We start from the raw sequence: 21537 nt of genomic DNA, 5'->3' as shown, positions 1-21537 counted from the left end.
GCGCGTGAGCGCCACGAGGTCGCCGGCCCGGCTGTGGCGCCGCTCGCTGCAGTTCCGGGTCGTCGCCAGCACGCTCGTCCTGAGCGTCATCGTCATCGGGCTCACCGGGTGGGCCCTCGTGCGCAGCGTCGCCGACGGCCTGGCCGAGGGACGCCGGGACGTGGCCGTCGCCGAGGCGCGCGCGGGCTTCGAGGCCACGCAGGTGCAGCTCGACGCCGCCGTCGAGACCCAGGACGGTGCGCAGTCCCAGACCCTCGCCGAGATGGTCGACGAGCTCTCGACCACCGGCAGCGAGACCCGTCCCTACGACCTCGTGCTGGAGGGACCGCTGGTCAGCGGGGCCGGGGTGGCCGCGCCCGTGCGCTCGTCGGTGGCGTTCGACGCGACGACCGTCCCCGAGCCGCTGCGGGTCTCGGTCCGCGACGACGGTGGCGTGTTCTGGTCGTACTCGACGGCACGCTCGCCGGGCACGGACGAGTCGGCCCCCGCCGTGGTCGTCGGCGGGCGCCTGGACGTCCCGAGCACCGGCGACGCCTACGCGCTCTACTACGTCTTCTCGATGGCCGAGCAGCAGTCGACGCTCGACCTGGTGCTCCGCGCACTGCTGCTCGGCGGGATGGCGATGGTGCTGCTGGTGGCCGCCGTCGCCTGGATCGTCTCGCGCCAGGTCGTCAACCCGGTCCGGCTCGCCCGCCGGATCGCCGAGCGGTACGCGGCGGGCAACCTCGAGCAGCGCATGCACGTGCGCGGCGAGGACGACATCGCCCGGCTCAGCACGTCGTTCAACCAGATGGCGGCCAGCCTGCAGAGCCAGATCCGCCGGCTGGAGAACCTGTCGCGCCTGCAGCAGCGCTTCGTGTCGGACGTCTCGCACGAGCTGCGCACGCCTTTGACCACCGTCCGCATGGCGGGGGAGGTGCTGCACCGCTCGCGCGACCGGTTCGACCCCGCGACGGCCCGCGCCGCCGAGCTGCTGACCGCCGAGATCGAGCGGTTCGAGGAGCTGCTGTCGGACCTGCTCGACCTCAGCCGCTTCGACGCCGGGGCCGCCCAGCTCGAGCTGGACGCCGTCGACCTCTCCCAGGTGGCCCGTGACGCGACCCAGGACCCCGTCGTGCGCGCCGCCGGGCTGCCGGTCGAGCTCGAGGGCACGGACGTGCCCGTCGTGGTCGACGCCGACATCCGCCGGGTCGACCGCATCATGCGCAACCTGGTCGCCAACGCGGTGAAGTACAGCCGCACCGACCGCCTGCTCGTGCGCGTCGGCGAGAACGACGGCTGCGCCTCGATCGCCGTCCGCGACTTCGGCATCGGGCTGCGCGGCGACGAGACCCAGCGCGTCTTCGACCGGTTCTGGCGCGCCGACCCGGCCCGCACCCAGGGCGGCACCGGCCTCGGGCTGCCGATCAGCCGCGAGGACGCGGCCCTGCACGGCGGCACGCTGCGGGTCTGGTCGCGGCCCGGCGAGGGGACCGAGTTCGTCCTCACCCTGCCCCGTCCCGGTGGGTCCGTGCACCCGCCCGCGATCGTCTCGGAGCTCGCATGAACACCCGTCGCGTCCTGGCCTGGCTGCTGGTCGCCGTCTGTGCGCTGAGCGCGTGCGGCGGCATCCCCGACGAGGTCCGCGTCCACCGGGTGGAGGCCGACCAGGGCGGGGCCGAGAGCCCGGTGAGCTACCAGCCGGCCGGGCCGCGGCAGAACGCGACGCCGGACCAGGTGGTGCGCGGCTACCTCGACGCGATGCTGGCCTACCCGGTCTCCAGCGGCACCGCCGAGCAGTTCCTGCACCCCGACGCCGAGCCGTGGGACCCGACGGCCGGGGTGGTCGTCTACCGCGCCGCCAGTGTCGAGGAGGCCCGCCAGGTCGCGATCGGCCGCGACATCGGGCTGGAGGTCGTCGTGCGGCTCCAGGAGCAGGCCCGTCTCGACCGCACGGGCCACTACGAGCCGTCGGTCCGGACGCGCACGGTGAGCTTCGTGCTGCGCCGCGCGGACGGTCAGTGGCGCATCGAGGTGGCACCGCCGGGCACCTTCGTCACCGACGACTTCTTCGCCGACTACTACCGCCCGTTCGACCTGTACTTCTTCGACCCGTCGGGCTCGCGGGTGGTCGCCGACCCCGTCCACCTGCCACTGGGCGACCAGGTGGCGACCGCGCTGGTCACCAACCTCGTGGCCGGGCCGCGCGAGCAGGATGCCGGCACGCTGCGCAGCTTCGTTCCCGACGCGGCGCGCCTGCGGGGCAGCGTCCCGGTGGCGCCCGACGGACTGGCCGACGTGGTCGTCGACGGGTTGGCCGACGTCCCGTCCGACACCCGCGACCGGGTCTCGGCCCAGCTCGTCTGGACGCTGCGCCAGCTGCCGGAGGTGCGCACGCTGCGCATCCGCCCGCCGGGCCCGGTCGTCCGGGCCGAGTCCGGCGACCTGGAGCCGGTCGGCGGCTGGGGCGTCTTCGGGCCGTCGCGCGCGTGGGCCGGTCCCTTCGCCCTGCTCGGCGGAGCGGTCGTCAGCCTGGCCGACGGCGCGCCCGAGGTGCTCGAGCAGCGCGTCGTCCAGGGTGGCGACGTGGAGTCGTTCACGGTCGCGCCGGGCGGCGAGTCGTTGGCCGCCGTGACGTCCTCGGGCTCCGAGCTCGTGGTCGGCGCCGTGTCGGGGCAGGGCCGCCGCCGGGTGTCCGGCTCGGGCCTCCTGCCGCCGGTGTGGGACGCCAGCGGCCGCGTGTGGGCGGTCGACCGGGCCGACGGCCGCGCGCGGGTGCGCCTGCTGGGCAGCCAGGACGCCACGCCGTCCCTGGCCGGATGGCCGCGGCTCGAGCCGCTCTCGTTCGCGCTGTCGCGCGACCAGGCCCGCTACGCGCTGGTGGCCCGCGCCGGCGGACGCACGCAGGTGCTCGTCGGACGCGTCCTCAGCGACGCCCAGGACCGGGTCACCGGTCTGTCGGTGCCGCGTCCGCTGCCGTCCGGCACGCCCCTGGTCACCGCCTCGTTCACGAGCCCGCGGTCGGTCTCCTTCGCCGGCTCCGGGTACGTGGTGGTGGCGGCCACCAGCGTCGCCGGAGAGCAGCAGGTCTTCACCGCGCGGGTCGACGGCTCGTCGGTGACCGGTGGACGCTCCAGCGACGGGCCGACGCTGGTCGACGTCGACGCCCGCCAGGTCGTCGCCGACCCGGTCACCGGGCGGCTGTTCGTCCGCGCCGGCGACGGCACGGTCTGGCAGACCGACGGCGCGGCCGCCTGGACACGCATCGACGTCGAGGGCGTCCGCGCGCTCGCGCCGACCGGCTAGTCCACAGCAGCCCGGCGGGCCCTGGCCCGCGCGGCCGTGCGGCGTCACGCTCGCCGGGTGGGAGCCTTCTGGAGCGCCGCCGCCGACCTGGTGACCGGGGCCGCCTGCGCCGGATGCGACCGGCCCGGGCTCGTGCTGTGCGACGCCTGCCGCCACGCGCTGGCGCCGGACCCGCGACCGGTGCCGTCGGTCGTCCCGGCGGTGGCCGGGCTCGGCTACGACGGCGTCGTGCGGCCGGTGCTCGCCGGGCTGAAGGAGCACGGACGATGGCAGCTGCAGCCTCCACTCGCGCACGCGCTGGCCGCCGCGGCGTGCGTCGCGGCCCCGGACGGGCCCGTGGCCCTCGTCCCCGTGCCGTCCACCCGCGCGTCGCGCCGCCGGCGCGGCGGCGACCCGGTGGGCGACCTCGTCGAGGCTGCCGCCGCCCGGCTGCGTGTCGTCGGGCTCGACGTGGTCGTCGTGCCCGCGCTCCGGCACGTCCGCCGGGTCGACGACCAGGCGGGCCTGGGGGTCCAGGAGCGCGGTGAGAACCTCGCCGGCGCCTTCGCCGCGAAGCCACGCCGGGCGCTGCGCGGCCGGTCCCTGCTGGTCGTCGACGACGTCGTCACCACCGGCGCGACGCTGCGCGAGAGCGTCCGGGCGCTGCGCTCGGCGGGCCTGGTGACGCACGCCGCGGCGTTCGTCGCGGCGACTCCCCGGCGACACTCCGGAGGGGCGTCCGGACCCCGGTCCTGACCTGGCGTGGTGTGCGGGTCGGGGCTACGGTCGAGGCATGCATTCGTGAGCACGTCGCACCGACTGGAGGTCCCGATGGAGATCGTCGTCAACGGCCGCAACAGCGAGATCAGTGAGCGCTTCCGCGAGCACGTACGCGAGAAGCTGCAGCGGCTTGACAAGTTCGACCAGCGCCAGAAGATCAGCCGGGTGGAGGTCGAGGTGACGCACGAGAAGACCTCCCGGCCCGACTGCGCGTGCCGGGTCGAGGTGACGATCCGGTCGCGGGGCCCGGTCGTCCGTGGCGAGGCCTGCTCCACCGACCAGCACTCGGCGCTCGACGCCGTCGTCGACAAGCTCGAGGCCCGGCTGCGCAAGCTGACCGACCGCCAGCGCATCCATCGTGGCCACCGCAAGCCCACGTCGCTGGCGGAGGCGACCGCGGTCGTCCCCGAGCAGGTGCTCGCCGAGGAGCCCGTCGACGACGGCCTGCTCGTCCGGCACGAGGGCTCGGTCGAGGTCGTGGGCGAGGGGCCGCTGGTGGTCCGCGAGAAGACGCACGAGTCCGAGGCCATGACCCTGGACCAGGCGCTCAGCGAGATGGAGCTGGTCGGGCACGACTTCTTCCTGTTCGTCGAGAAGGACTCGATGCTGCCCAGCGTCGTGTACCGCCGGCACGGCTACGACTACGGCGTCATTCATCTGCGGACGCCGCAGTCCTGAGACACCGGGCGTCGGTGCGGGGTCGTGCGCATGCCGCGTGGCATGATCGACCCCGTGCCGACGAAGCCGGACCGGATCAAGGTGCTCCTGGTCGACGACCAGGAGCTCTTTCGCCGAGGCGTGAAGATGGTCCTCGCCGCCGAGGGAGACCTCGAGCTCACCGAGGCCAACAGTGGTGACCAGGCGCTGTCGCTGGTCGCGGCCGAGCCGCCGGACATCGTCCTGCTGGACGTCCGCATGCCCGACCGCAGCGGCGTCGAGGTGTGCGCCGCGATCAAGGCCCTCTCGCCGACCACCGGCATCATCATGCTGACGGCCAGCGACGAGGAGACCGACCTCTACGACTCGATCAAGAGCGGCGCGGCCGGTTACCTGCTCAAGGACGGCTCATCGTTCGACCAGGTCGCCGAGGCCGTGCGTCTCGTCGCCGCCGGTCAGTCGCTGATCAACCCCTCGATGGCCACCAAGCTGCTCGAGGAGTTCGTCCACATGGCCAAGGGCCAGACGACCCAGCCGCACAGCCTCACGCCGCGCGAGCTCGACGTCCTGCGCCACGTGGCCAAGGGCCAGTCGAACCGGCAGATCGCCGAGGCGCTGTTCATCTCCGACAACACGGTGAAGAACCACATCCGCAACATCCTGGAGAAGCTCCAGATGAAGTCGCGGGTGGAGGCGGCCATGTACGCCGTCCGCAGCAAGCTCGTCGACGAGACGTGAGCGAGCGCAGCGACACGTCCGGACGGCCGTGAGCGAGCACAGCGAGCGAGCCACCGAGCCGCTCGCGGGCGGCCGTTCGTGTCGTGCGTTCTTCCCGGACGGTCGCCCGTGACCGAGCCGCTGCGGCTGAGCGTCCTGCAGGCGCGGCGCATCGCGCTGGCCGCCCAGGGATTCACCCGTCCGCGCCCCGAGCAGGTGCAGGCCCGTCACCTCGGTCGCGTCGTCGACCGGCTCGGCTTCTTCCAGATCGACTCGGTCAACGTGCTGACCCGAGCGCACTACGTCCCGCTGTACTCGCGGCTGGGCCCCTACGACACCGAGCTGCTGCACCGGGCGTCCTCGCGGGCGCCGCGCCGGCTGGTGGAGTACTGGGCGCACGAGGCCGCCCTGCTGGACGTGCGGCTGTGGCCCGCGTTCGGCTTCCGTCGCCGTGACCTCTCGGGCATGTGGGGCGGACCACGACGCATCGCCGAGGAGCGTCCCGAGCTGCTGGATCGGGTGCTCCAGGACGTCCGCGAGCGCGGCCCGATCACCGCGCGGCAGGTGGAGCACGAGCCGCCAGCCGACCGCGACCACTGGGGCTGGAACTGGTCGGAGGCCAAGCAGGCCCTGGAGCACCTCTTCTACACCGGCGCCGTCATGGCGGCCGGACGCAACGGCTCGTTCGAGCGGCTCTACGACGTCCCCGAGCGGGTGCTGCCCCCGGCCGTGCGCGGCGTGCCCGACCTGGACGCCGACGAGGCGCACCGGCTGCTGGTGTCGCACGCGGCCCGCGCGCTCGGCGTCGCGACCGCCGGCTGCCTGCGCGACTACTTCCGCCTGGCCGCGGCGCCGACGAAGGCGGCCGTCGAGCAGCTCGTCGCCGCCGGCGAGCTGGAGCCGGTGCAGATCGCCGGCTGGAACCGGCCGGCCTACCTGCACGCCGACGCGGTGCGCCCGCGCAAGGTCGAGGCCCGCGCGCTGCTCAGCCCGTTCGACCCGCTCGTGTTCGAGCGCACCCGCACCGAGAAGCTGTTCGGCTTCCGCTACCGGATCGAGATCTACGTCCCCGAGGCGCAGCGGGTGCACGGCTACTACGTGCTGCCGTTCCTGCTCGGCGACCGGCTCGTCGCCCGCGTCGACCTCAAGGCCGACCGGGCCGAGGGCGTCCTGCGGGTCCGCTCGGCGTTCGCCGAGGACCACGCGCCGGACCACACCGCCGATTCCCTGGCGGCCGAGCTGGTGCAGATGGCAGGCTGGCTCGGGCTCGGCCGGACGTCCGTGGAGCGGCGTGGTGACCTGGCCGACCCGCTGGCGGCTGCGCTGGCATGTCTAGACTGAACTGGCTCAGCCCTTCCTCTCCCAGGAGTACGTCCCCGTGCCCAAGATCATCGACAAGATCCTCCGTGCCGGCGAGGGCAAGATCCTCCGGCAGCTGCAGGGCATCTCCCGCCAGGTGGAGGCGCTCGGCGACGAGTTCGCCGGCCTGAGCGACGAGGAGCTGCGCGGCATGACCGCGGAGTTCCGCGAGCGCCTGGCCGACGGCGAGACCCTCGACGACCTCATGCCCGAGGCGTTCGCCGTCGTGCGCGAGGCCGCGACCCGCGTGCTCGGCCAGCGGCACTACCCCGTCCAGATCATGGGCGGCGCCGCGCTGCACCTGGGAAACATCGCCGAGATGAAGACCGGTGAGGGCAAGACGCTGGTCTCGACGCTCCCGGTCTACCTCAACGCGCTGGCCGGCAAGGGCGTCCACGTCGTCACGGTCAACGACTACCTGGCCAAGTACCACGCCGAGTGGATGGGCCGCGTGCACCAGTTCCTCGGCCTCACCGTCGGCATCATCGAGCCGTCGATGCGCCCGGCCGACCGCCGCGACGCGTACGCCTGCGACATCACGTACGCCACGAACAACGAGCTGGGCTTCGACTACCTGCGCGACAACATGGCCGACGACCTGGCCGAGTGCGTCCAGCGCGGCCACTTCTTCGCCGTCGTCGACGAGGTCGACTCGATCCTCATCGACGAGGCCCGCACCCCGCTGATCATCTCCGGCCCGACCGAGGACGAGGTCGAGTGGTACGGCGTGTTCGCCAAGATCGTCGGCCAGATGTCCAAGGACGTGCACTACGAGGTCGACGAGAAGAAGCGCACCGTCGCCGTCACCGAGGCCGGCATCGACGAGGTCGAGAAGCAGCTGAGCATCGACAACCTCTACGACTCGGTCAACACACCGCTGATCAGCTTCCTGAACAACGCGGTCAAGGCCAAGGAGCTGTTCCACAACGACAAGGAGTACGTGGTCGTCGACGACAACGTGCTCATCGTCGACGAGCACACCGGACGCATCCTGGATGGCCGTCGCTACAACGAGGGCCTGCACCAGGCGATCGAGGCCAAGGAGGGCGTGCGCATCCGCGAGGAGTACCAGACCCTCGCCACCGTCACGCTGCAGAACTACTTCCGCCTGTACGAGAAGCTCTCGGGCATGACCGGCACGGCGATGACCGAGGCCAGCGAGTTCGACAAGATCTACAAGCTCGGCGTCGTCCCGATCCCGACCAACAAGCCGGTCGCACGCGTCGACCAGCCCGACCTCGTCTACCGCACCGAGGACGCCAAGTTCAACGCCGTCGTCGAGGACATCGCCGAGCGTCACGCGAAGGGCCAGCCGATCCTGGTCGGCACCACGAGCGTCGAGAAGTCCGAGCGGCTGTCGAAGCTGCTGCGCAAGCGCGGCGTCCCGCACGCGGTGCTCAACGCCAAGCAGCACGAGCGCGAGGCCGCGATCGTCGCGCTCGCTGGCCACAAGGGCGCCGTCACCGTCGCCACCAACATGGCCGGCCGCGGCACCGACATCATGCTCGGCGGCAGCGTCGAGTTCCTGGCCGACCAGCAGCTGCGCAAGCAGGGCCTGGACCCGCTCGAGGACGCCGACGCGTGGCGCGAGGCCTGGCCCGCGGCGCTCGAGCAGGCCGACCGCCAGGTCAAGGCCGAGCGCGACGAGGTGCGCGACCTCGGCGGCCTGGCCGTCATCGGCACCGAGCGGCACGAGTCGCGCCGCATCGACAACCAGCTGCGCGGTCGTTCGGGCCGTCAGGGCGACCCGGGCGAGACCCGGTTCTACCTGTCGCTCGAGGACGACCTCATGCGGCTGTTCAAGTCCGACTGGGTCAACTGGGTCCTGCAGACCATGAAGATCCCCGACGACGTGCCGATCGAGAACAAGCGCGTCACCGGCGCGATTGCGTCCGCGCAGTCGCAGGTCGAGGCGCAGAACTTCGAGTCGCGGAAGAACATCCTCAAGTACGACGACGTCATGAGCCGTCAGCGTGAGGTCGTCTACGCCGAGCGCCGCAAGGTGCTCGAGGGCGAGGACCTGCGCGAGTGGGTGCGCGACATGGTCGGCAACGTCGTGGCCGGCTACGTGCGCGGCGTGACGTCCGACGGCTACGCCGACGACTGGGACCTGGAGCAGCTCTGGACCGCCCTGGGCACCCTGTACCCGGTGACGGTCGACGCCGACGCGCTCGTGGAGCAGGTCGGCGGCAAGAACAAGCTGACCCGTGAGAAGCTCACCGAGGTGCTGACCGCCGACGCGCTGGCCGCGTACGAGCAGCGCGAGGAGGAGCTCGGCGAGCGCATCATGCGCGAGCTGGAGCGTCGCGTCGTGCTCAGCGTGCTCGACCGCAAGTGGCGTGAGCACCTGTACGAGATGGACTACCTGCGCGAGGGCATCGGCCTGCGCGCGTACAGCCAGCGCGACCCGCTGGTGGAGTACCAGCGCGAGGGCTTCGACCTGTTCAACGCCATGATGGAGGGCATCGCCGAGGAGTCGGTGGGCTTCATCTTCAACGTCGAGGTGCAGATCGAGGAGGTCGGCCCGTCGGGCGAGACCGTCGAGGAGGCGCCGCAGCTCAGCGCCAAGGGCCTGCAGTCCAACGTCCCGCAGCAGCTGTCGTACACGGGCCCGGACGAGCAGGGCGAGGCCGAGCTGGTGGCCGAGGAGGCCGAGCCGGCCGACGCCGACAAGCGTCGCGAGGCCAACGCCAAGAACCGCGCCCGGCAGAAGGCCAAGGCGCAGCGCCAGTCGCGCAAGAAGAACCGCTGACGTCCTGACGTCGTCACCACCGGCCGGTGCTCCTCGGGGTGCCGGCCGGTCGTGCGTCCGGGGGTCAGGCCCAGCTGAGCGCGGTGCACCGCCACTGGCGCACGCCGCGCCGGTCGGTGTGGTGCTCCAGGCGGACGGCCACGGCGCGCGAGCGCTGCGCGTGCACCATGCGGGCGGCCACTTCGAGCACGCCCGGCTCGACCACGGCGGTGTGCACCGAGGCCAGGCGGGCGCGGGTGGTGGCGCCGCGGCCGGTGCCGAGCGCGAGCCGGCGCTGCAGCCCGTCGTACACGTCGGGGGCCATCCACGACGCCACCTGGCGCAGCGGCCGGCCGCCGGACAGCACCTCGACGAGCGCCTGGGTGAACCGGATCGCCTGCTCGGACGTGCCGGCCGGCGTGGCGGTCGTCCGCGGCGGCTCGACCGTCGCCGCGGGGATGCCGCGCAGCGGCAGCGGGTACTGGCCGGGGGCGGGCGCGTCGCTCTGCGTGTGCGGGAACGGCGTCGTCCGGACGACGAGCGAGGTGGCTGTTCTCATGGCGTGTCCTTCGTCGGTGGCCGCAGTCGCTGGCCGGGATGGATGAGGTCGGGGTCGTCGCCCAGGACGGCTCGGTTGGCCGCGTGCCAGCGCCGGACGGCGCCAGCGACGTCGTCGGTGCCGGCCTGCGCCGGCAGGTGGTCGGCGGCGATCGTCCACAGCGACTCGCCCTCGCGGACGACGTGGGTGGCCGGGGCGACCGCAGGTCGTGCGGGTTCGGTCGGTGCCTGCGCCAGGACCGGTCCGCCGGTCGGACGCTCGGGGTAGGGGAGGCCGTCGAGGCTGGTGGCGCCCGCGGCGGCCGGGACGACCAGCCCGGCCCCCACCGCGCCGCCGACCAGCACGTGCCGGACGAGCCGGGGCGCCAGGCGCCCGAGCACGCGGGCCGCCCAGCCGACGTGCTCGGCCAGCAGGGCCAGCGTGCCGACCAGCCCGGCCCAGCCGCACAGTCCCAGCAGCGCGAGGGAGACGAGCGCCTCGAGCGCTGCGGCGAAGTCGGGGCCGGTCAGGACGTCGAGGTCCCGGGGTGTTTTGACGGCCAGCCCGGCGGAGGCGGCCAGCGCGAGGCCGGTGCCCAGGATCGTGCTGCTGCGACGCATGATCGCCCCCGATCGTCACGTTTGATGTCGTTTGACACCGTCTGACTCCATGGGACGCGCGTCCCGGGTCCATCGTCAACCGGGTCGCCCTGGACCTGGGGACGACGGGACGGCGGTACGGTGCCGCCATGCGCTGGGACCGTCTGTTCGCCGAGATCGAGCAGCAGGCCGCCGACGAGGACCTGCTGGAGCGCGACGCCCTGGTCGCGGACCTGGCCGAGGAGGAGGACGCCGAGACGTCCTGGAGCGACCTCGTGGGCGTCCGGACGCGAATGCGTGTGCTGGGGGCGGGAGTCGTCGAGGGCGAGGTGCTGGGCGTCCGCCCCGCGCTGGTGCACGTGCGCACCGCCGGCGGCGACGTGCTGGTGGCGAGCCGCGCCGTGCTCGGCGTCGCACCGCCCGGTCCGCGCCGGCCGCCGGCGGCCGAGGTCGCCCAGCGTCTGGGCTGGCCGTCGGCCTGGCGCGTGCTGCGCGACGAGGCGGCCGACGTCGTCGTGGTGCTCGTGGACGGATCACGGGTCGCCGGGCGGGTCGCCCGCGTGGGGCGCGACCACGTGGAGCTGGTCGGGGAGTCGGGTGCCGCGGAGCTGCTGGCCTACCGCGGTCTCGCGACGGTCACGACGCGGGACTGACCGCCAGGTCAGGCGTGGTCGGCGTGGGCGTCGGCCTCGGCGTCGAGATGCTGCTCGGTGCGGGCGTACTGGCGCTGGATGTAGTCCTCGAGCTCGCTGCTCTCGATGCGCCACTGACCACGGCCGCCGATCTGGATGCCGCGCAGGTCGCCGGAGCGGACCAGCGCGTACACCTGGCGCACCGTCACGTTCAGGACCTCCGCGACGTCGGCCAGCGTCAGGAAGCGCGGAGTGGCGGCGGACGACATGCGGCAAGCATGTCACGCACCAGGTGTCAGCTCGGACGGGAGACCGAACCGCCTGTGGACAACCCGGGAGGCCCTGGACGGGTGCCCCGGCCGCACGGTCGAATGGCCTCATCACGACGACCTGCGGGGGGCTCGATGACGGCACGGACGACCAGGAAGAGCGTGGACCAGGCGCCGGTGCGCCCGGCGCGCCGGCTGCCCGGACGGACCTGGCGCGACCCACGCCTGCTCGTGGCGCTGGCCCTCGTGCTCGGTGCCACGGTCGGCGGCGCCCGGCTCGTCGCCAGCCAGGACGACACCGTCGCCTACTGGGCCGTCGCGGACGACGTCCGCGCGGCGGGGCCGGTGAGCGCCGACCAGCTCGAGCCGGTCCGCGCCCGGCTCGACGCCGACAGCGCCCGGCACTACCTGACCGCCGACGAGCCGCCGCCGCTCGACGGCCGCGTGTGGGCGCGCGACGTCCCGGCGGGCTCGCTGGTCGACGCGAGCGCGTTCACGGCGGCGTCCGCCGCCTCCGACGGGCACGAGCTGCCGCTCAAGGTCGAGGATGGCGCGTACCCCGCCGACCTGTCTGCCGGTGACCGGGTCGACGTCTGGGCCGGGCCGGCGCCCGGACAGGGCGGCACGGAGCCGGCCGACCGGGTGCTGTCCGACGCGCGGGTGGTCGCCGCCGGTGAGGCCGATCCGGCCCTCGGCCAGACCGCGCGCACGGTGGTCGTGGCGGTGGGCTCGGACGCCCTGCAGGCCCAGGTGGTCGCCGCGGTGTCGGCGCGGCACGTGACGCTCGTGCGGGTGCGGTGATGGACGTCCTCGTGGCCGCCGGCGGGGCGGCCTGGGAGCCGGACGTCCTCCGCACGGCCGAGACCGACCCGGCGCTGACGCTGCTGCGCCGCTGCGTCGACGTGGCCGACCTGCTGGTGGCGGCCGACGGACGTCCGGGCGCGGTCGCCCTCGTCGACCAGGACCTGCCCGGCCTCGACGCCGACGTCGTGTGGCGGCTGCAGCAGGACGGCGTGCACGTGGTCGCGGTCGAGGCCGAGCCCGAGCGGGTCGCGCCGCTGGGGATCGCGCGGGTGGTCGCCCGGCACGAGGTGTCCCGGCTGGGCGACGACCTGCTGCTCGAGCCGCCGCCCGGACGGCCGTCCGCGGACGGCCGCGTCGTCGCCGTCTGGGGACCGGTCGGCGCGCCGGGACGCAGCACGGTCGCGCTGGGCCTGGCCGCCGAGCTCGCCGCGGCCGGCACGAGCACCGCCGTGGTCGACGCCGACCCGTTCGGCGGCACGCTGGCGCAGTCGCTGGGCGTGCTCGACGAGGTCAGCGGCTTGCTCGCCGCCGCGCGGGCGAGCAACGCGGGCGAGCCCGACGCGGTCGCCCGCCACGCGGTCACGGTGGCCGACCGGATGGTGCTGCTGACCGGCCTGCCGCGGGCCGACATGTGGCCGCACGTGCGGGCCGGCGCGTACGAGCTCGTCCTGGCCCAGTGCCGTGCGCTGGCCGAGCTGACGGTCGTCGACGCCGGGTTCTGCCTCGAGGACGGCGCGAGCTTCGACCGCGGCGGTCCGCGCCGTCACCAGCTGACCCGGCTGTCGCTCGAGGCGGCCGACGAGGTCGTGGTGGTCGCGGCGGCCGACCCGGTCGGGCTGTCCCGGCTCGTGCGCGCCGTCGCCGAGCTCGGCGAGGTGGTGCCCGGCGCGCGTCTGCGGCTGGTCGTCAACGGCGCCCGGCCGTCGCTGGGGTGGTCGCAGGACGAGGTGGCCCGGACGCTGGAGCGGCTCACCGGCCTGCTGCCCGACCACGTCCTGCCGTACGACCGCACGGCTCTCGACACGGCCCTCATGCACGGGGCCACGCTGCGTGAGCGCGCGTCCGGGTCGCCGCTGACCGTCGCGCTCGGGACGCTCGCCCGGGACGTCCGCCACGCCCTGCTCGACCAGCCGGTGGGTGCCTGACCGCGATGGTAGCGTCCGAGGCCGAAGGAGGTGGCCGGTGCGCCGCATGACCCCGCTGGACGCGTCGCTGCTCGCGCGCGACACCGCCACCCAGCCGCGCCAGGTCGCCTCGCTCGCCGTGCTCGAGCAGGGCGACGTCCCGCTCGACCACGAGCGGCTCGTCCGGCTCATCGCCGAGCGCATCGACCTCGTGCCGCGCTACCGCCAGGTCGCCCGCCCGGTCCCGCTGCTCGGCACCCCGGTGTGGGTCGACGACCAGCACTTCGACCTCGGCCTGCACGTGCGCCGCTCCGCCCTTCCCAGCCCGGGTGGTCCGGAGGCGCTGCTCGACCTGGTCGGCCGGCTCGTCGCCCGCCGGCTCGACCCCGCCCGTCCGCTGTGGGAGCTGTACCTCGTCGAGGGCATGACCGACGGACGCGTCGCGCTGCTGTTCAAGGCCCACCAGGCGCTGGTCGACGGCTCCGAGACGATCGACCTCGCCCAGGTGCTGCTCGAGGAGACCCCGCACGAGCGCGACCTGCCCGACGACGGCTGGTCGCCGCACCCCGAGCCCACCGCCGCCCAGCTGCTCGCCCGCACCGTGCGGCGCAACGTCACCCACCCGGCCGAGGGGCTCGGCGTCGCCGAGTTCCAGCTGCGCAAGGTGCTGGGCCGCACGCCCGCGGTCGTCCCCAAGCAGCCGCCGGTCAGCCACGCGCTGAGCACGTCGCTCGGCCAGAGCCGCCGGTTCGCGACCGTGTCGGCGTCCCTCGACGACCACCGGCTCGTCCGCGACGCCCACGGCGGCACGATCAACGACGTCGTCCTGGCCGCGATCGCCGGCGGGCTCCGCGGCTGGATGCTCACCCGGGGCGAGGCGCTCAGCCCCGGCACCCGGGTCCGGGCGCTCGTGCCGATGTCCGTGGACGCCGAGGACGGCCTGCCCACGACGTTCGGCACGAAGGTGCGCGGCCACCTGCTGTCGCTGCCGGTGGGGGAGGCCAACCCGGTCGTCCGCCTGCATCAGGTCTCGTACGCGCTCAAGGGGCACCGCGAGACCGGGTCGGCCGTCGCGGCCAACCGGCTCGCCGGCCTGCCCGGCTTCGCGACGTCCACGTTCCACGCGGTCGGCGCGCGGGTGGGCGAGGCCGAGTCCGGGCGCGGCTACCAGCTGCTGGTCACGAACGTCCCTGGTCCGCAGGACCCGGTCTACATGGCCGGGCAGCGGCTCAGCGAGGTCTACCCGGCGCTCCCGCTGACCGGCAGCCGCGCGCTGGCCATCGGCGTCACGTCGTACGCGGGCCGGGTGTTCTACGGTCTGGTGGGCGACCGGGACGCGATGCGCGACCTGGACGTCCTGGCCCAGTGCATCGACGAGGCGCTGGTGGAGCTGGTCGAGGGCGTCGGCAGTCGGAGCCGGGCTCCGCGCGGACGTCAGCGACCCCGACGATGAGGACCCGATGAGGATCTACGCAGGCGTGACCCGCGACGAGCTCGAGGCGCTGCACGCCGACGGCACCGCGCTGGCCGGTGAGCGGTTCGTGGCCGCCACCGAGGACGAGGAGGACGAGGCCGCGGCCCTGGAGGCGGCGGCCGAGGCCGGCGACGCCGCAGTCGTGGCCGAGCTCGACGACGAGGACGCCCCGATCACGCTGGACGTCGTCGAGTCGGTCCACGTCGACGTCGACGGCAGCGGCGACCTGGCCTGGTACGCCACCCAGGAGCTCCCGGCGGTCCTCGAGGCCCTCACCCGCCCCTAGCTCCGCCGCGATGTGTGAAGAAGCGGACCACTTTCAGGGCGAAGGTGGTCCGCTTCTTCACACATCTCGGCAGCGCCGAGCCGGGGTGAGGCCCTAGAGCTTGGTGAGGCCGAGCTGCACCTCGTGGCGCAGCGACGAGACGACCGCCTTGTGCACCTCGGGCTCGATCTTCTTGCCGATGAACGGGATGGCGACCTTGACCTCGCCATCGACCTCGAACGCCGTGCCGGTGCCGTTCGGCAGCAGCGTGGCGACGCCCTTCATCGTGGCCGGCTGGCCCTTGATCTCGACCTTGACGTCCGCCGTGCGCGTGCCGTCGGCCGCCGGGCCGCCCCAGACCTCGGTCTGGTGGACGGTGACCGTGCTGCCGGTGATCTTCTTGACGAAGTCGGGCAGGTCGGCGGGCATCGTGCGGACGATCGAGACCTCGTGCCCCTCGCCGCGCGGTGTGACGGTGACGTCGTGCTCGGTGGCGCCGTCGGCCTCGGCGGACTCGGTGCGGAACGCGGGGTCGGTGATCAGGGCGTAGACCTGGTCGGGCGTGGCGCCCTCGTACGCGAACGACTCAGTCAGCTTCATGCGCTCGATCATGGTGCATGCCTCGGTCCTCGTCCACGCGGCCACCGGCCGCCGGGCCGCGTCGTCGGCGGAAGATCCAGGTGCGCATCGCCACGAACCGCAGCACGGTCACGCACAGGTTGGCCAGCGTCAGCACGACCACCTCGGCGAGCGGGTGGTCCGTCCCGGACGCCCGGTGCAGCAGCCACAGCGACGCGCTGGTCAGCACCAGCCCGCAGCCCAGCACGAGCAGGCCCTGGGCCTGGTGGGTGACGGCGCCGCTGCGGCCCCGGACGCCGAACGTCAGCCGCCGGTTCGCGGCGGTGTTGGCCACCGCGGTGAGCACCAGGGCGAGCGCGTTCGCCGCCTGAGCGGGGACCGCGTGCCGGAGGAGGACGTACAGGAGGGCGTACGCGAGCGTCGACGCGACGCCGATCGCGGCGAACACCGCCACCTGGGCCCGCAGCCGCCCCTCGCCGCCCTCGCGCGCGGCCCGGCCCAGCCGGGCCTGCACCTCGGCGAGCGGCAGGCGTCCGCGCACGAGCGCGCCGCCGAGCCGGGCCATCCCGCGCAGGTCCTGCAGCGCGGTGCGCACGACGTCGACCGAGCTGTCGGGGTCGTCGACCCAGTCCACCGGCACCTCGTGGATCCGCAGGCCGGCCCGCTCGGCGAGCACGAGCAGCTCGGTGTCGAAGAACCACTCGTCGTCCTCGACCAGCGGCAGCAGCTCGGCGGCGACGTCGCGACGGACCGCCTTGAACCCGCACTGGGCGTCACGGAAGCGCGCCCGCAGCGTGCCCCTCAGCAGCACGTTGTAGCAGCGCGAGATGACCTCGCGCCGTGGACCGCGCACGGTGCGGGACGCCGGGCTCAGCCGCGAGCCGATCGCCACGTCGGAGTGCCCGCTGATGAGCGGTGCGACCAGCGGCAGCAGCGCGTTGAGGTCGGTCGACAGGTCGACGTCCATGTAGACGAGCACCTCGGCGTCCGAGCGCGACCACACCTGCTTGAGCGCGCGACCGCGCCCCTTCTGGGCCAGGCGGACCATGCGGACGTCGTCGTGCGCGTGGGCGAGCTGGTGGCCCAGCAGCTCGGTGGCGTCGGTGCTGGCGTTGTCGGCGATCGTCACCCGCGCCCGGTACGGGAGCGTGGACAGGTGGGCCCGGACGGTCTGGACGGCCCGCACCAGCGCGTCCTGCTCGTTGTGCACCGGGATGACCACGTCCAGGACGGGCCGGGCGAGGTCCGGCTCGACGACCGGACGCTCGGCGGTCTGACCGGCGGTCACCGGACGCCCTCGGACAGGTCGTACAGGGTCACGCCGTCGACGGTGCGGGACGCGAACGTCTCCTCGACCCAGCTGGAGATCTGCTCGCTCGTGCCGCTGCCGCCGGCTCGCATGCCGCCGCCTCCGCCGCCGATGAACCAGTGGATCTCGCCGTCGGCGACGAGCTGCTGGAACTCGGCGAGCGTCGGGCTCGGGTCGGTGCCGTTGAAGCCGCCGATCGGCATGACCGGCTCCTGCGTCGCGAGCTGGTAGCCCGAGGCACTGTTCGAGCCGACGGCCGCAGCGACCCAGGTGTAGCTGTCGGCGTCCTCGGCCAGCAGCGCGGTGAGCGCCGCGGTCGGCTCGCTGCCGTCGAGCAGGCCCCCGCCGCGACCCGTGCCGGTCGCGCCACCCGGGGCGGTGCCGATGCCGGGCGCGGTGCCGGTCGCGCCGCCCGGATGCGTGCCGGGCTGGCCGTCTCCGGTCCGGCCGGGCATCCCACCGGGCCCGCCCGCGCGACCACCGGGGTCGGCGCCACCGGACGGACCGGCCGACGGGATGGAGCCGGTGTGCGGCGTGGCGGCGGTCTCGAGTGCGTAGGCCGAGGGGCCGGCCAGCACGGCGATCACCGCGGCGATCGCGACCGCGGCGGCAGCGCGGGCGGGCAGCAGCCGGTGCAGGAGCAGCAGCGCCGCGGCGGCCAGTCCGACGACCACGACGACCCAGCGCAGCCAGGGCGCGAAGTCGGGCGTCCGGCCCAGCAGCGTGAATGCGTACGCGCTGGAGAACGCGACGGTCACCGCGGCGGCGAAGGTGGCGCCGAGCGACGTCCGTTGCGTCCACAGCACCCAGAGGCCGGTGCCGACGAGCGCGGCGACCGCCGGAGCCAGCGCCACCGTGTAGTACGCGTGGAAGATGCCCGCCATGAGGCTGAAGGTCAGCGCGGTGACGCCGAGCCACAGGCCCCACAGCACGAGCGAGGCGGTGACCGGGCTCGTCCGTCCGGCCCGCAGGCCGGCTCGGCGCAGCGTCAGCCACAGGGCGGCGACGAGCAGGATCCCGGCGGCGGGCAGCAGCCATGCGACCTGGCCGGCCACGTCGCTGCCGAACATCCGCAGCAGGCCGGTCTCGCCCCAGCCGCCGCCCCCGCCACCACCGACGGAGCCGGTCTCCTCGCCGGTCAGGCGGCCGAAGCCGTTGTAGCCGAAGGTCAGCTCGAGGAACGAGTTCGTCTGCGAGCCGCCGATCCACGGTCGGGCGGACGCGGGCCACAGCTCCACGACCGCGACCCACCAGCCGCCGGCCACGAGCACGGCGCCGAGCGCCGCCAGCAGGTGGACGAGCCGGCGGCCGAGCGGCACCGCCGCGCACAGCCCGTAGGCCACGGCCAGGGCGGGCAGGACGAGGAACGCCTGCAGGGTCTTGGTCAGGAACGCCAGGCCCACGAGCGCACCGCCCAGGACGAGCCAGCGGACGGCCCGCTCGGGACGCTCCAGCGCCCGCAGCGTGGCGTACGCGGCGCCGGTCATGAGCAGCACCAGCAGGGCGTCCGGGTTGTTGAACCGGAACATCAGCACGGCGACCGGGGTGGTGGCCAGGACGACGCCGGCGAGCAGGCCCGCGGCCGGGCTCCCGGTCGCGCGCCGCACCGTGGCGTGGAGCAGGGCGACCGTGCCGACGCCCATGAGCGCCTGCGGGAGCAGGATGCTCCACGACGACAGGCCCAGGAGTCGCACCGACAGCGCCATCGGCCACAGCGCGAGCGGCGGCTTGTCGACGGTGATGGACCCGGCGGCGTCCGAGGCGCCGAAGAAGAACGCCGTCCACGAGTCCGACCCGGCCTGGACGGCCGCGGAGTAGAAGGAGTTCGCCCAGCCGGACGCGCCGAGGCCCCAGACGTACAGCACGAACGTGAGGCCGAGCAGGCCCAGCAGGGCCGCTCGGGTCCAGGCGGGGTCCTGCGGACGTCCGCGCCAGAGCCGTCGGGCTCGCGCGACGGCGCGGTCACGCGCCGAGGGGGTCGGGGGACGTGGGGGAGCGGCGGGCTCCGAGGGGCGGGGGTCGAGGATGCTCTGCTGCATGACCTCACGGTCGCGAGCCCCGCTGGCGCGGCGGTGTGCCGCGACCGTGGACTACCTGTGAAGCGGCAGCGTCACGGTGAACGTGGTGTCGCCGGGGACGCTGTGCAGCGACGCCGAGCCGCCGTGCGACTCGGCGATGGCGCGCACCAACGACAGCCCCAGGCCCGCGCCACCGGACGCCCGCGTGCGCGAGGAGTCGCCGCGGCTGAACCGCTCGAAGATCGTGCGCTGCAGCGGGGCCGGCACACCCGGTCCGTCGTCGTGCACGGTCACGACGGCCCGGTCGCCCTCGGCCCGCACCCCGGCGGTGACGGTGGTCCCGGGCGGGGTGTGCCGCGTGGCGTTGCCGAGCAGGTTCGTCACCACCTGGTGCAGCCGCTGCTCGTCGCCGACCGTCCCCACCGGCTCGCCCGGCAGGTCCAGCCGCCAGGTGCGCTCGGCGTCCACCACCCGGGCGTCGTCCAGCGCCTCCATGACGAGCAGGGTCAGGTCGACCGGCTCGCGCTCCAGCGGGCGGCCGGCGTCGAGCCGGGCCAGCAGCAGCATGTCCTCGACGAGCCCGGACATCCGGGACGCCTCGGACTCGACCTTGCGCATCGCCTGGTCGAGCTCGGTCGCGTCGTCCGGTGTGCGGCGCGAGAGCTCCGCGTACCCCGCGATCGTGGCCAGCGGCGTGCGCAGCTCGTGCGAGGCGTCGGCCAGGAAGCGGCGGAGCTGCTGCTCGGACGCGTGCCGGGCGTCCAGGGACGTCGCGACGTGGTCGAGCAGGTGGTTGAGCGAGTCGCCGACGGCCCCGACCTCGGTGGCGGGGTCGGTGAGCCGCTCGGGCAGCCGGACGTCCATGTCGACCTTGCCCGACGACAGCGGCAGCTCGGTCACCTCGTGCGCGGCCTGCGCCACCTCGCGCAGCGGACGCAGCTGGTGGCGGACGATCGCGCGTCCGGCCAGGCCGGCGGCGACGGTGGCGGCCAGCCCGAGCAGCACCTCCCACCACAGCAGGCTGGCGATCGTCTCGTCGACGTCGCGCGTCGGCAGGGCCACCACGGTGGTCAGTCCGTCCTCGGTGACGGCGACCGCGCGGTACGAGCCGTACTTGGGCAGGTCGTGGTGGTGCACCGCGCCGTCCGACGGGGTGTCGACGAGCTCGGCCTGGACGCGCGACGGCACCGCGAGCAGGTCGCCCTCGGTGTCGATGTAGGTGGCGATCGACCGCTGGCCGTCGGTGATCAGGCTGAGCAGACCGTCGGACTGGCCGGGCGGAGGACGGCGGTCGTCGTCGCCGAACCCGTTGCGCAGCAGGTCGGCGCGTGCCCGGCCGACGGACTCGGTGAGCTGCTGGTCGAGCCGGTCGGTCAGGTAGGAGCGCATGACGAGCGTGACGCTCGTGCCGACCAGCAGGGCGACGAGCGCGGTGAGCGCCACGACGGCGACCACGAGGCGTCCGGTCAGCGAGGCGGGCAGCAGCCGGCGCACGTCAGTCCTGCTCGGCGGGCTTGAGGACGTACCCGGCGCCGCGGCGGGTGTGGATCATCGGCGCGCGCCCGGCGTCGATCTTCTTGCGCAGGTAGGAGATGTACAGCTCCACCACGTTGGCCTGCCCGCCGAAGTCGTAGTGCCACACCCGGTCGAGGATCTGGGCCTTGCTCAGCACCCGCCGGGGGTTGCGCATGAGGAAGCGCAGCAGCTCGAACTCGGTGGCCGTCAGCGCGACCGGGTCGCCGCCGCGGGTGACGTCGTGGCTGTCCTCGTCCAGCACGAGGTCGCCGACGGTGAGCACGTGCCCGGGACGCACGTCGGCGGCCCCGGCGCGACGCATGAGGCCGCGGAGCCGGGCCACGACCTCCTCGAGGCTGAACGGCTTGGTGACGTAGTCGTCGCCGCCGGCGGTGAGCCCGGCGACCCGGTCCTCGACGGCGTCGCGCGCGGTCAGGAACAGCACCGGGACATCGGGCAGGTCGGTGCGGACCTTGCGCAGCACCTCCAGGCCGTCGAAGTCCGGCAGCATCCAGTCCAGGACGATGGCGTCGGGACGCACCTCGCGGGCGGTCTGCACGGCGGCCCGGCCGGTGTGCGCGACGCTGACCTCCCAGCCCTCGTAGCGCAGCGCCATGCGCAGCAGCTCGGCGATGTTGACCTCGTCGTCGACGACCAGGACGCGCAGCGGGGATCCGTCGGGGCGCTGGAGAGTGGCTTCCACGAGGCCATCGTGGCACCGCGGGCTGGTCGTCCCCTGGGAGAAGCCTGTGGAGATCCTGTGCTCGGGTCACAGCGTCCTGCGGCGTCCGGCACAGGTCCGCCACAGCCGCGGGCCGCAGCCTGGGGCCATGAGCCAGACATCCTCGTGGTCCCTGCGCACCGCCGCCGTCGCCGCGGCGTGCGCCCTGCTGCTCGGCATCG

Annotated in this window: 20 protein-coding genes; 12 read left to right on the top strand and 8 right to left on the bottom strand. The window is 74.0% G+C overall.

What is annotated here, in order from left to right; genetic code table 11:
- The first annotated feature begins 4 nt into the window (after positions 1-4).
- The 7 genes from mtrB (at position 5) to secA (ending at position 9529) form a co-directional block, all read left to right on the top strand.
- A complete protein-coding gene (gene mtrB, locus HGAM_RS16930; RefSeq protein WP_019143438.1) occupies positions 5-1546 on the top strand; it encodes an MtrAB system histidine kinase MtrB in 1542 nt (513 codons plus the stop codon).
- Positions 1543-3285, top strand: a complete 1743-nt coding sequence (locus HGAM_RS00125; protein WP_019143437.1) for an LpqB family beta-propeller domain-containing protein — start codon at positions 1543-1545, stop codon at positions 3283-3285. Before mtrB ends, HGAM_RS00125 begins: the two co-directional genes overlap by 4 nt.
- Positions 3286-3342: 57 nt before the next feature.
- Positions 3343-4020 carry a ComF family protein gene (locus HGAM_RS00120; protein WP_019143436.1) on the top strand — a complete coding sequence of 226 codons (678 nt, stop codon included), beginning with the start codon at positions 3343-3345 and terminating at the stop codon, positions 4018-4020.
- A gap of 45 nt (positions 4021-4065) precedes the next feature.
- A complete protein-coding gene (gene hpf, locus HGAM_RS00115) occupies positions 4066-4722 on the top strand; it encodes a ribosome hibernation-promoting factor, HPF/YfiA family (RefSeq protein ID WP_019143435.1) in 657 nt (218 codons plus the stop codon).
- A gap of 54 nt (positions 4723-4776) precedes the next feature.
- Positions 4777-5439 (top strand): response regulator, encoded by a 663-nt coding sequence (locus HGAM_RS00110; protein ID WP_245532093.1) that lies wholly within the window; start codon positions 4777-4779, stop codon positions 5437-5439.
- Positions 5440-5547: 108 nt separating this feature from the next.
- On the top strand, positions 5548-6759 hold the full coding sequence (locus HGAM_RS00105; protein ID WP_019143433.1) for a winged helix-turn-helix domain-containing protein: 1212 nt from the start codon (positions 5548-5550) through the stop codon (positions 6757-6759).
- Positions 6760-6796: 37 nt separating this feature from the next.
- Positions 6797-9529: a preprotein translocase subunit SecA gene (gene secA, locus HGAM_RS00100; protein WP_019143432.1), complete on the top strand. Its 2733-nt coding sequence runs from the start codon at positions 6797-6799 to the stop codon at positions 9527-9529.
- A 64-nt stretch (positions 9530-9593) separates the two neighbouring features.
- Here secA and HGAM_RS00095 read toward each other — a convergent pair whose 3' ends face one another.
- Both HGAM_RS00095 and HGAM_RS00090 read right to left on the bottom strand, forming a co-directional pair.
- The gene (locus tag HGAM_RS00095; protein ID WP_019143431.1) at positions 9594-10067 is read right to left on the bottom strand and encodes an Rv3235 family protein; all 474 of its coding nucleotides are present in this window, start codon (positions 10065-10067) and stop codon (positions 9594-9596) included.
- Positions 10064-10666: a LysM peptidoglycan-binding domain-containing protein gene (locus HGAM_RS00090; RefSeq protein ID WP_038951426.1), complete on the bottom strand. Its 603-nt coding sequence runs from the start codon at positions 10664-10666 to the stop codon at positions 10064-10066. Before HGAM_RS00090 ends, HGAM_RS00095 begins: the two co-directional genes overlap by 4 nt.
- A gap of 128 nt (positions 10667-10794) precedes the next feature.
- Here HGAM_RS00090 and HGAM_RS00085 point away from each other — a divergent pair, with 128 nt between their 5' ends.
- Complete coding sequence (locus tag HGAM_RS00085; protein ID WP_019143430.1) at positions 10795-11298, top strand: hypothetical protein; 504 nt, start codon at positions 10795-10797, stop codon at positions 11296-11298.
- Between the two features lie 8 nt (positions 11299-11306).
- Here HGAM_RS00085 and HGAM_RS16925 read toward each other — a convergent pair whose 3' ends face one another.
- The gene (locus HGAM_RS16925) at positions 11307-11546 is read right to left on the bottom strand and encodes a helix-turn-helix domain-containing protein (RefSeq protein WP_019143429.1); all 240 of its coding nucleotides are present in this window, start codon (positions 11544-11546) and stop codon (positions 11307-11309) included.
- 162 nt (positions 11547-11708) lie between these two features.
- On the opposite strand from HGAM_RS16925, the gene HGAM_RS16920 reads away from it, so the two are divergent.
- The 4 genes from HGAM_RS16920 to HGAM_RS00060 are packed head-to-tail and all read left to right on the top strand — an operon-like array spanning position 11709 to position 15234.
- Complete coding sequence (locus tag HGAM_RS16920; protein WP_019143428.1) at positions 11709-12347, top strand: hypothetical protein; 639 nt, start codon at positions 11709-11711, stop codon at positions 12345-12347.
- Positions 12347-13495, top strand: a complete 1149-nt coding sequence (locus HGAM_RS00070) for a CpaE/TadZ family protein (RefSeq protein ID WP_019143427.1) — start codon at positions 12347-12349, stop codon at positions 13493-13495. The genes HGAM_RS16920 and HGAM_RS00070 overlap by 1 nt, the downstream gene beginning before the upstream one ends.
- Positions 13496-13541: 46 nt before the next feature.
- Positions 13542-14927, top strand: coding sequence for a wax ester/triacylglycerol synthase family O-acyltransferase (locus HGAM_RS00065; protein ID WP_049798145.1), 1386 nt, complete (start codon positions 13542-13544; stop codon positions 14925-14927).
- A gap of 7 nt (positions 14928-14934) precedes the next feature.
- Complete coding sequence (locus HGAM_RS00060; RefSeq protein WP_020691552.1) at positions 14935-15234, top strand: hypothetical protein; 300 nt, start codon at positions 14935-14937, stop codon at positions 15232-15234.
- A 93-nt stretch (positions 15235-15327) separates the two neighbouring features.
- On the opposite strand, the gene HGAM_RS00055 is transcribed toward HGAM_RS00060, so the two are convergent.
- The 5 genes from HGAM_RS00055 to HGAM_RS00035 are packed head-to-tail and all read right to left on the bottom strand — an operon-like array spanning position 15328 to position 21337.
- The gene (locus HGAM_RS00055) at positions 15328-15813 is read right to left on the bottom strand and encodes a DUF2505 domain-containing protein (protein ID WP_172636406.1); all 486 of its coding nucleotides are present in this window, start codon (positions 15811-15813) and stop codon (positions 15328-15330) included.
- On the bottom strand, positions 15800-17080 hold the full coding sequence (locus HGAM_RS16915; protein ID WP_019143423.1) for a bifunctional glycosyltransferase family 2/GtrA family protein: 1281 nt from the start codon (positions 17078-17080) through the stop codon (positions 15800-15802). The genes HGAM_RS00055 and HGAM_RS16915 overlap by 14 nt, the downstream gene beginning before the upstream one ends.
- Complete coding sequence (locus tag HGAM_RS00045) at positions 17077-19140, bottom strand: ArnT family glycosyltransferase (protein WP_019143422.1); 2064 nt, start codon at positions 19138-19140, stop codon at positions 17077-17079. Before HGAM_RS00045 ends, HGAM_RS16915 begins: the two co-directional genes overlap by 4 nt.
- Before the next feature lie 51 nt (positions 19141-19191).
- Positions 19192-20613: a sensor histidine kinase gene (locus tag HGAM_RS00040; RefSeq protein ID WP_019143421.1), complete on the bottom strand. Its 1422-nt coding sequence runs from the start codon at positions 20611-20613 to the stop codon at positions 19192-19194.
- 1 nt (position 20614) lies between these two features.
- Complete coding sequence (locus HGAM_RS00035; RefSeq protein ID WP_019143420.1) at positions 20615-21337, bottom strand: response regulator transcription factor; 723 nt, start codon at positions 21335-21337, stop codon at positions 20615-20617.
- Positions 21338-21537: the final 200 nt, after the last annotated feature.

It is taken from the genome of Aeromicrobium massiliense JC14 (assembly GCF_000312105.1).
In the GTDB taxonomy this organism is placed as follows: domain Bacteria; phylum Actinomycetota; class Actinomycetes; order Propionibacteriales; family Nocardioidaceae; genus Aeromicrobium; species Aeromicrobium massiliense.
Note: the sequence above shows the minus strand (reverse complement) of the source record. Positions and strands in the feature narration are given on the sequence as shown.

Coding starts and splice junctions, on each gene's coding strand:
- HGAM_RS00125 (WP_019143437.1), top strand. CDS start 1,543: ATGAACACCCGTCGCGTCCTGGCCTGGCTGCTGGTCGCCGTCTGTGCG.
- HGAM_RS00095 (WP_019143431.1), bottom strand. CDS start 10,067: ATGAGAACAGCCACCTCGCTCGTCGTCCGGACGACGCCGTTCCCGCAC.
- HGAM_RS00090 (WP_038951426.1), bottom strand. CDS start 10,666: ATGCGTCGCAGCAGCACGATCCTGGGCACCGGCCTCGCGCTGGCCGCC.
- HGAM_RS00085 (WP_019143430.1), top strand. CDS start 10,795: ATGCGCTGGGACCGTCTGTTCGCCGAGATCGAGCAGCAGGCCGCCGAC.
- HGAM_RS16925 (WP_019143429.1), bottom strand. CDS start 11,546: ATGTCGTCCGCCGCCACTCCGCGCTTCCTGACGCTGGCCGACGTCGCG.
- HGAM_RS00070 (WP_019143427.1), top strand. CDS start 12,347: ATGGACGTCCTCGTGGCCGCCGGCGGGGCGGCCTGGGAGCCGGACGTC.
- HGAM_RS00065 (WP_049798145.1), top strand. CDS start 13,542: ATGACCCCGCTGGACGCGTCGCTGCTCGCGCGCGACACCGCCACCCAG.
- HGAM_RS00060 (WP_020691552.1), top strand. CDS start 14,935: ATGAGGATCTACGCAGGCGTGACCCGCGACGAGCTCGAGGCGCTGCAC.
- HGAM_RS00055 (WP_172636406.1), bottom strand. CDS start 15,813: ATGAAGCTGACTGAGTCGTTCGCGTACGAGGGCGCCACGCCCGACCAG.
- HGAM_RS00045 (WP_019143422.1), bottom strand. CDS start 19,140: ATGCAGCAGAGCATCCTCGACCCCCGCCCCTCGGAGCCCGCCGCTCCC.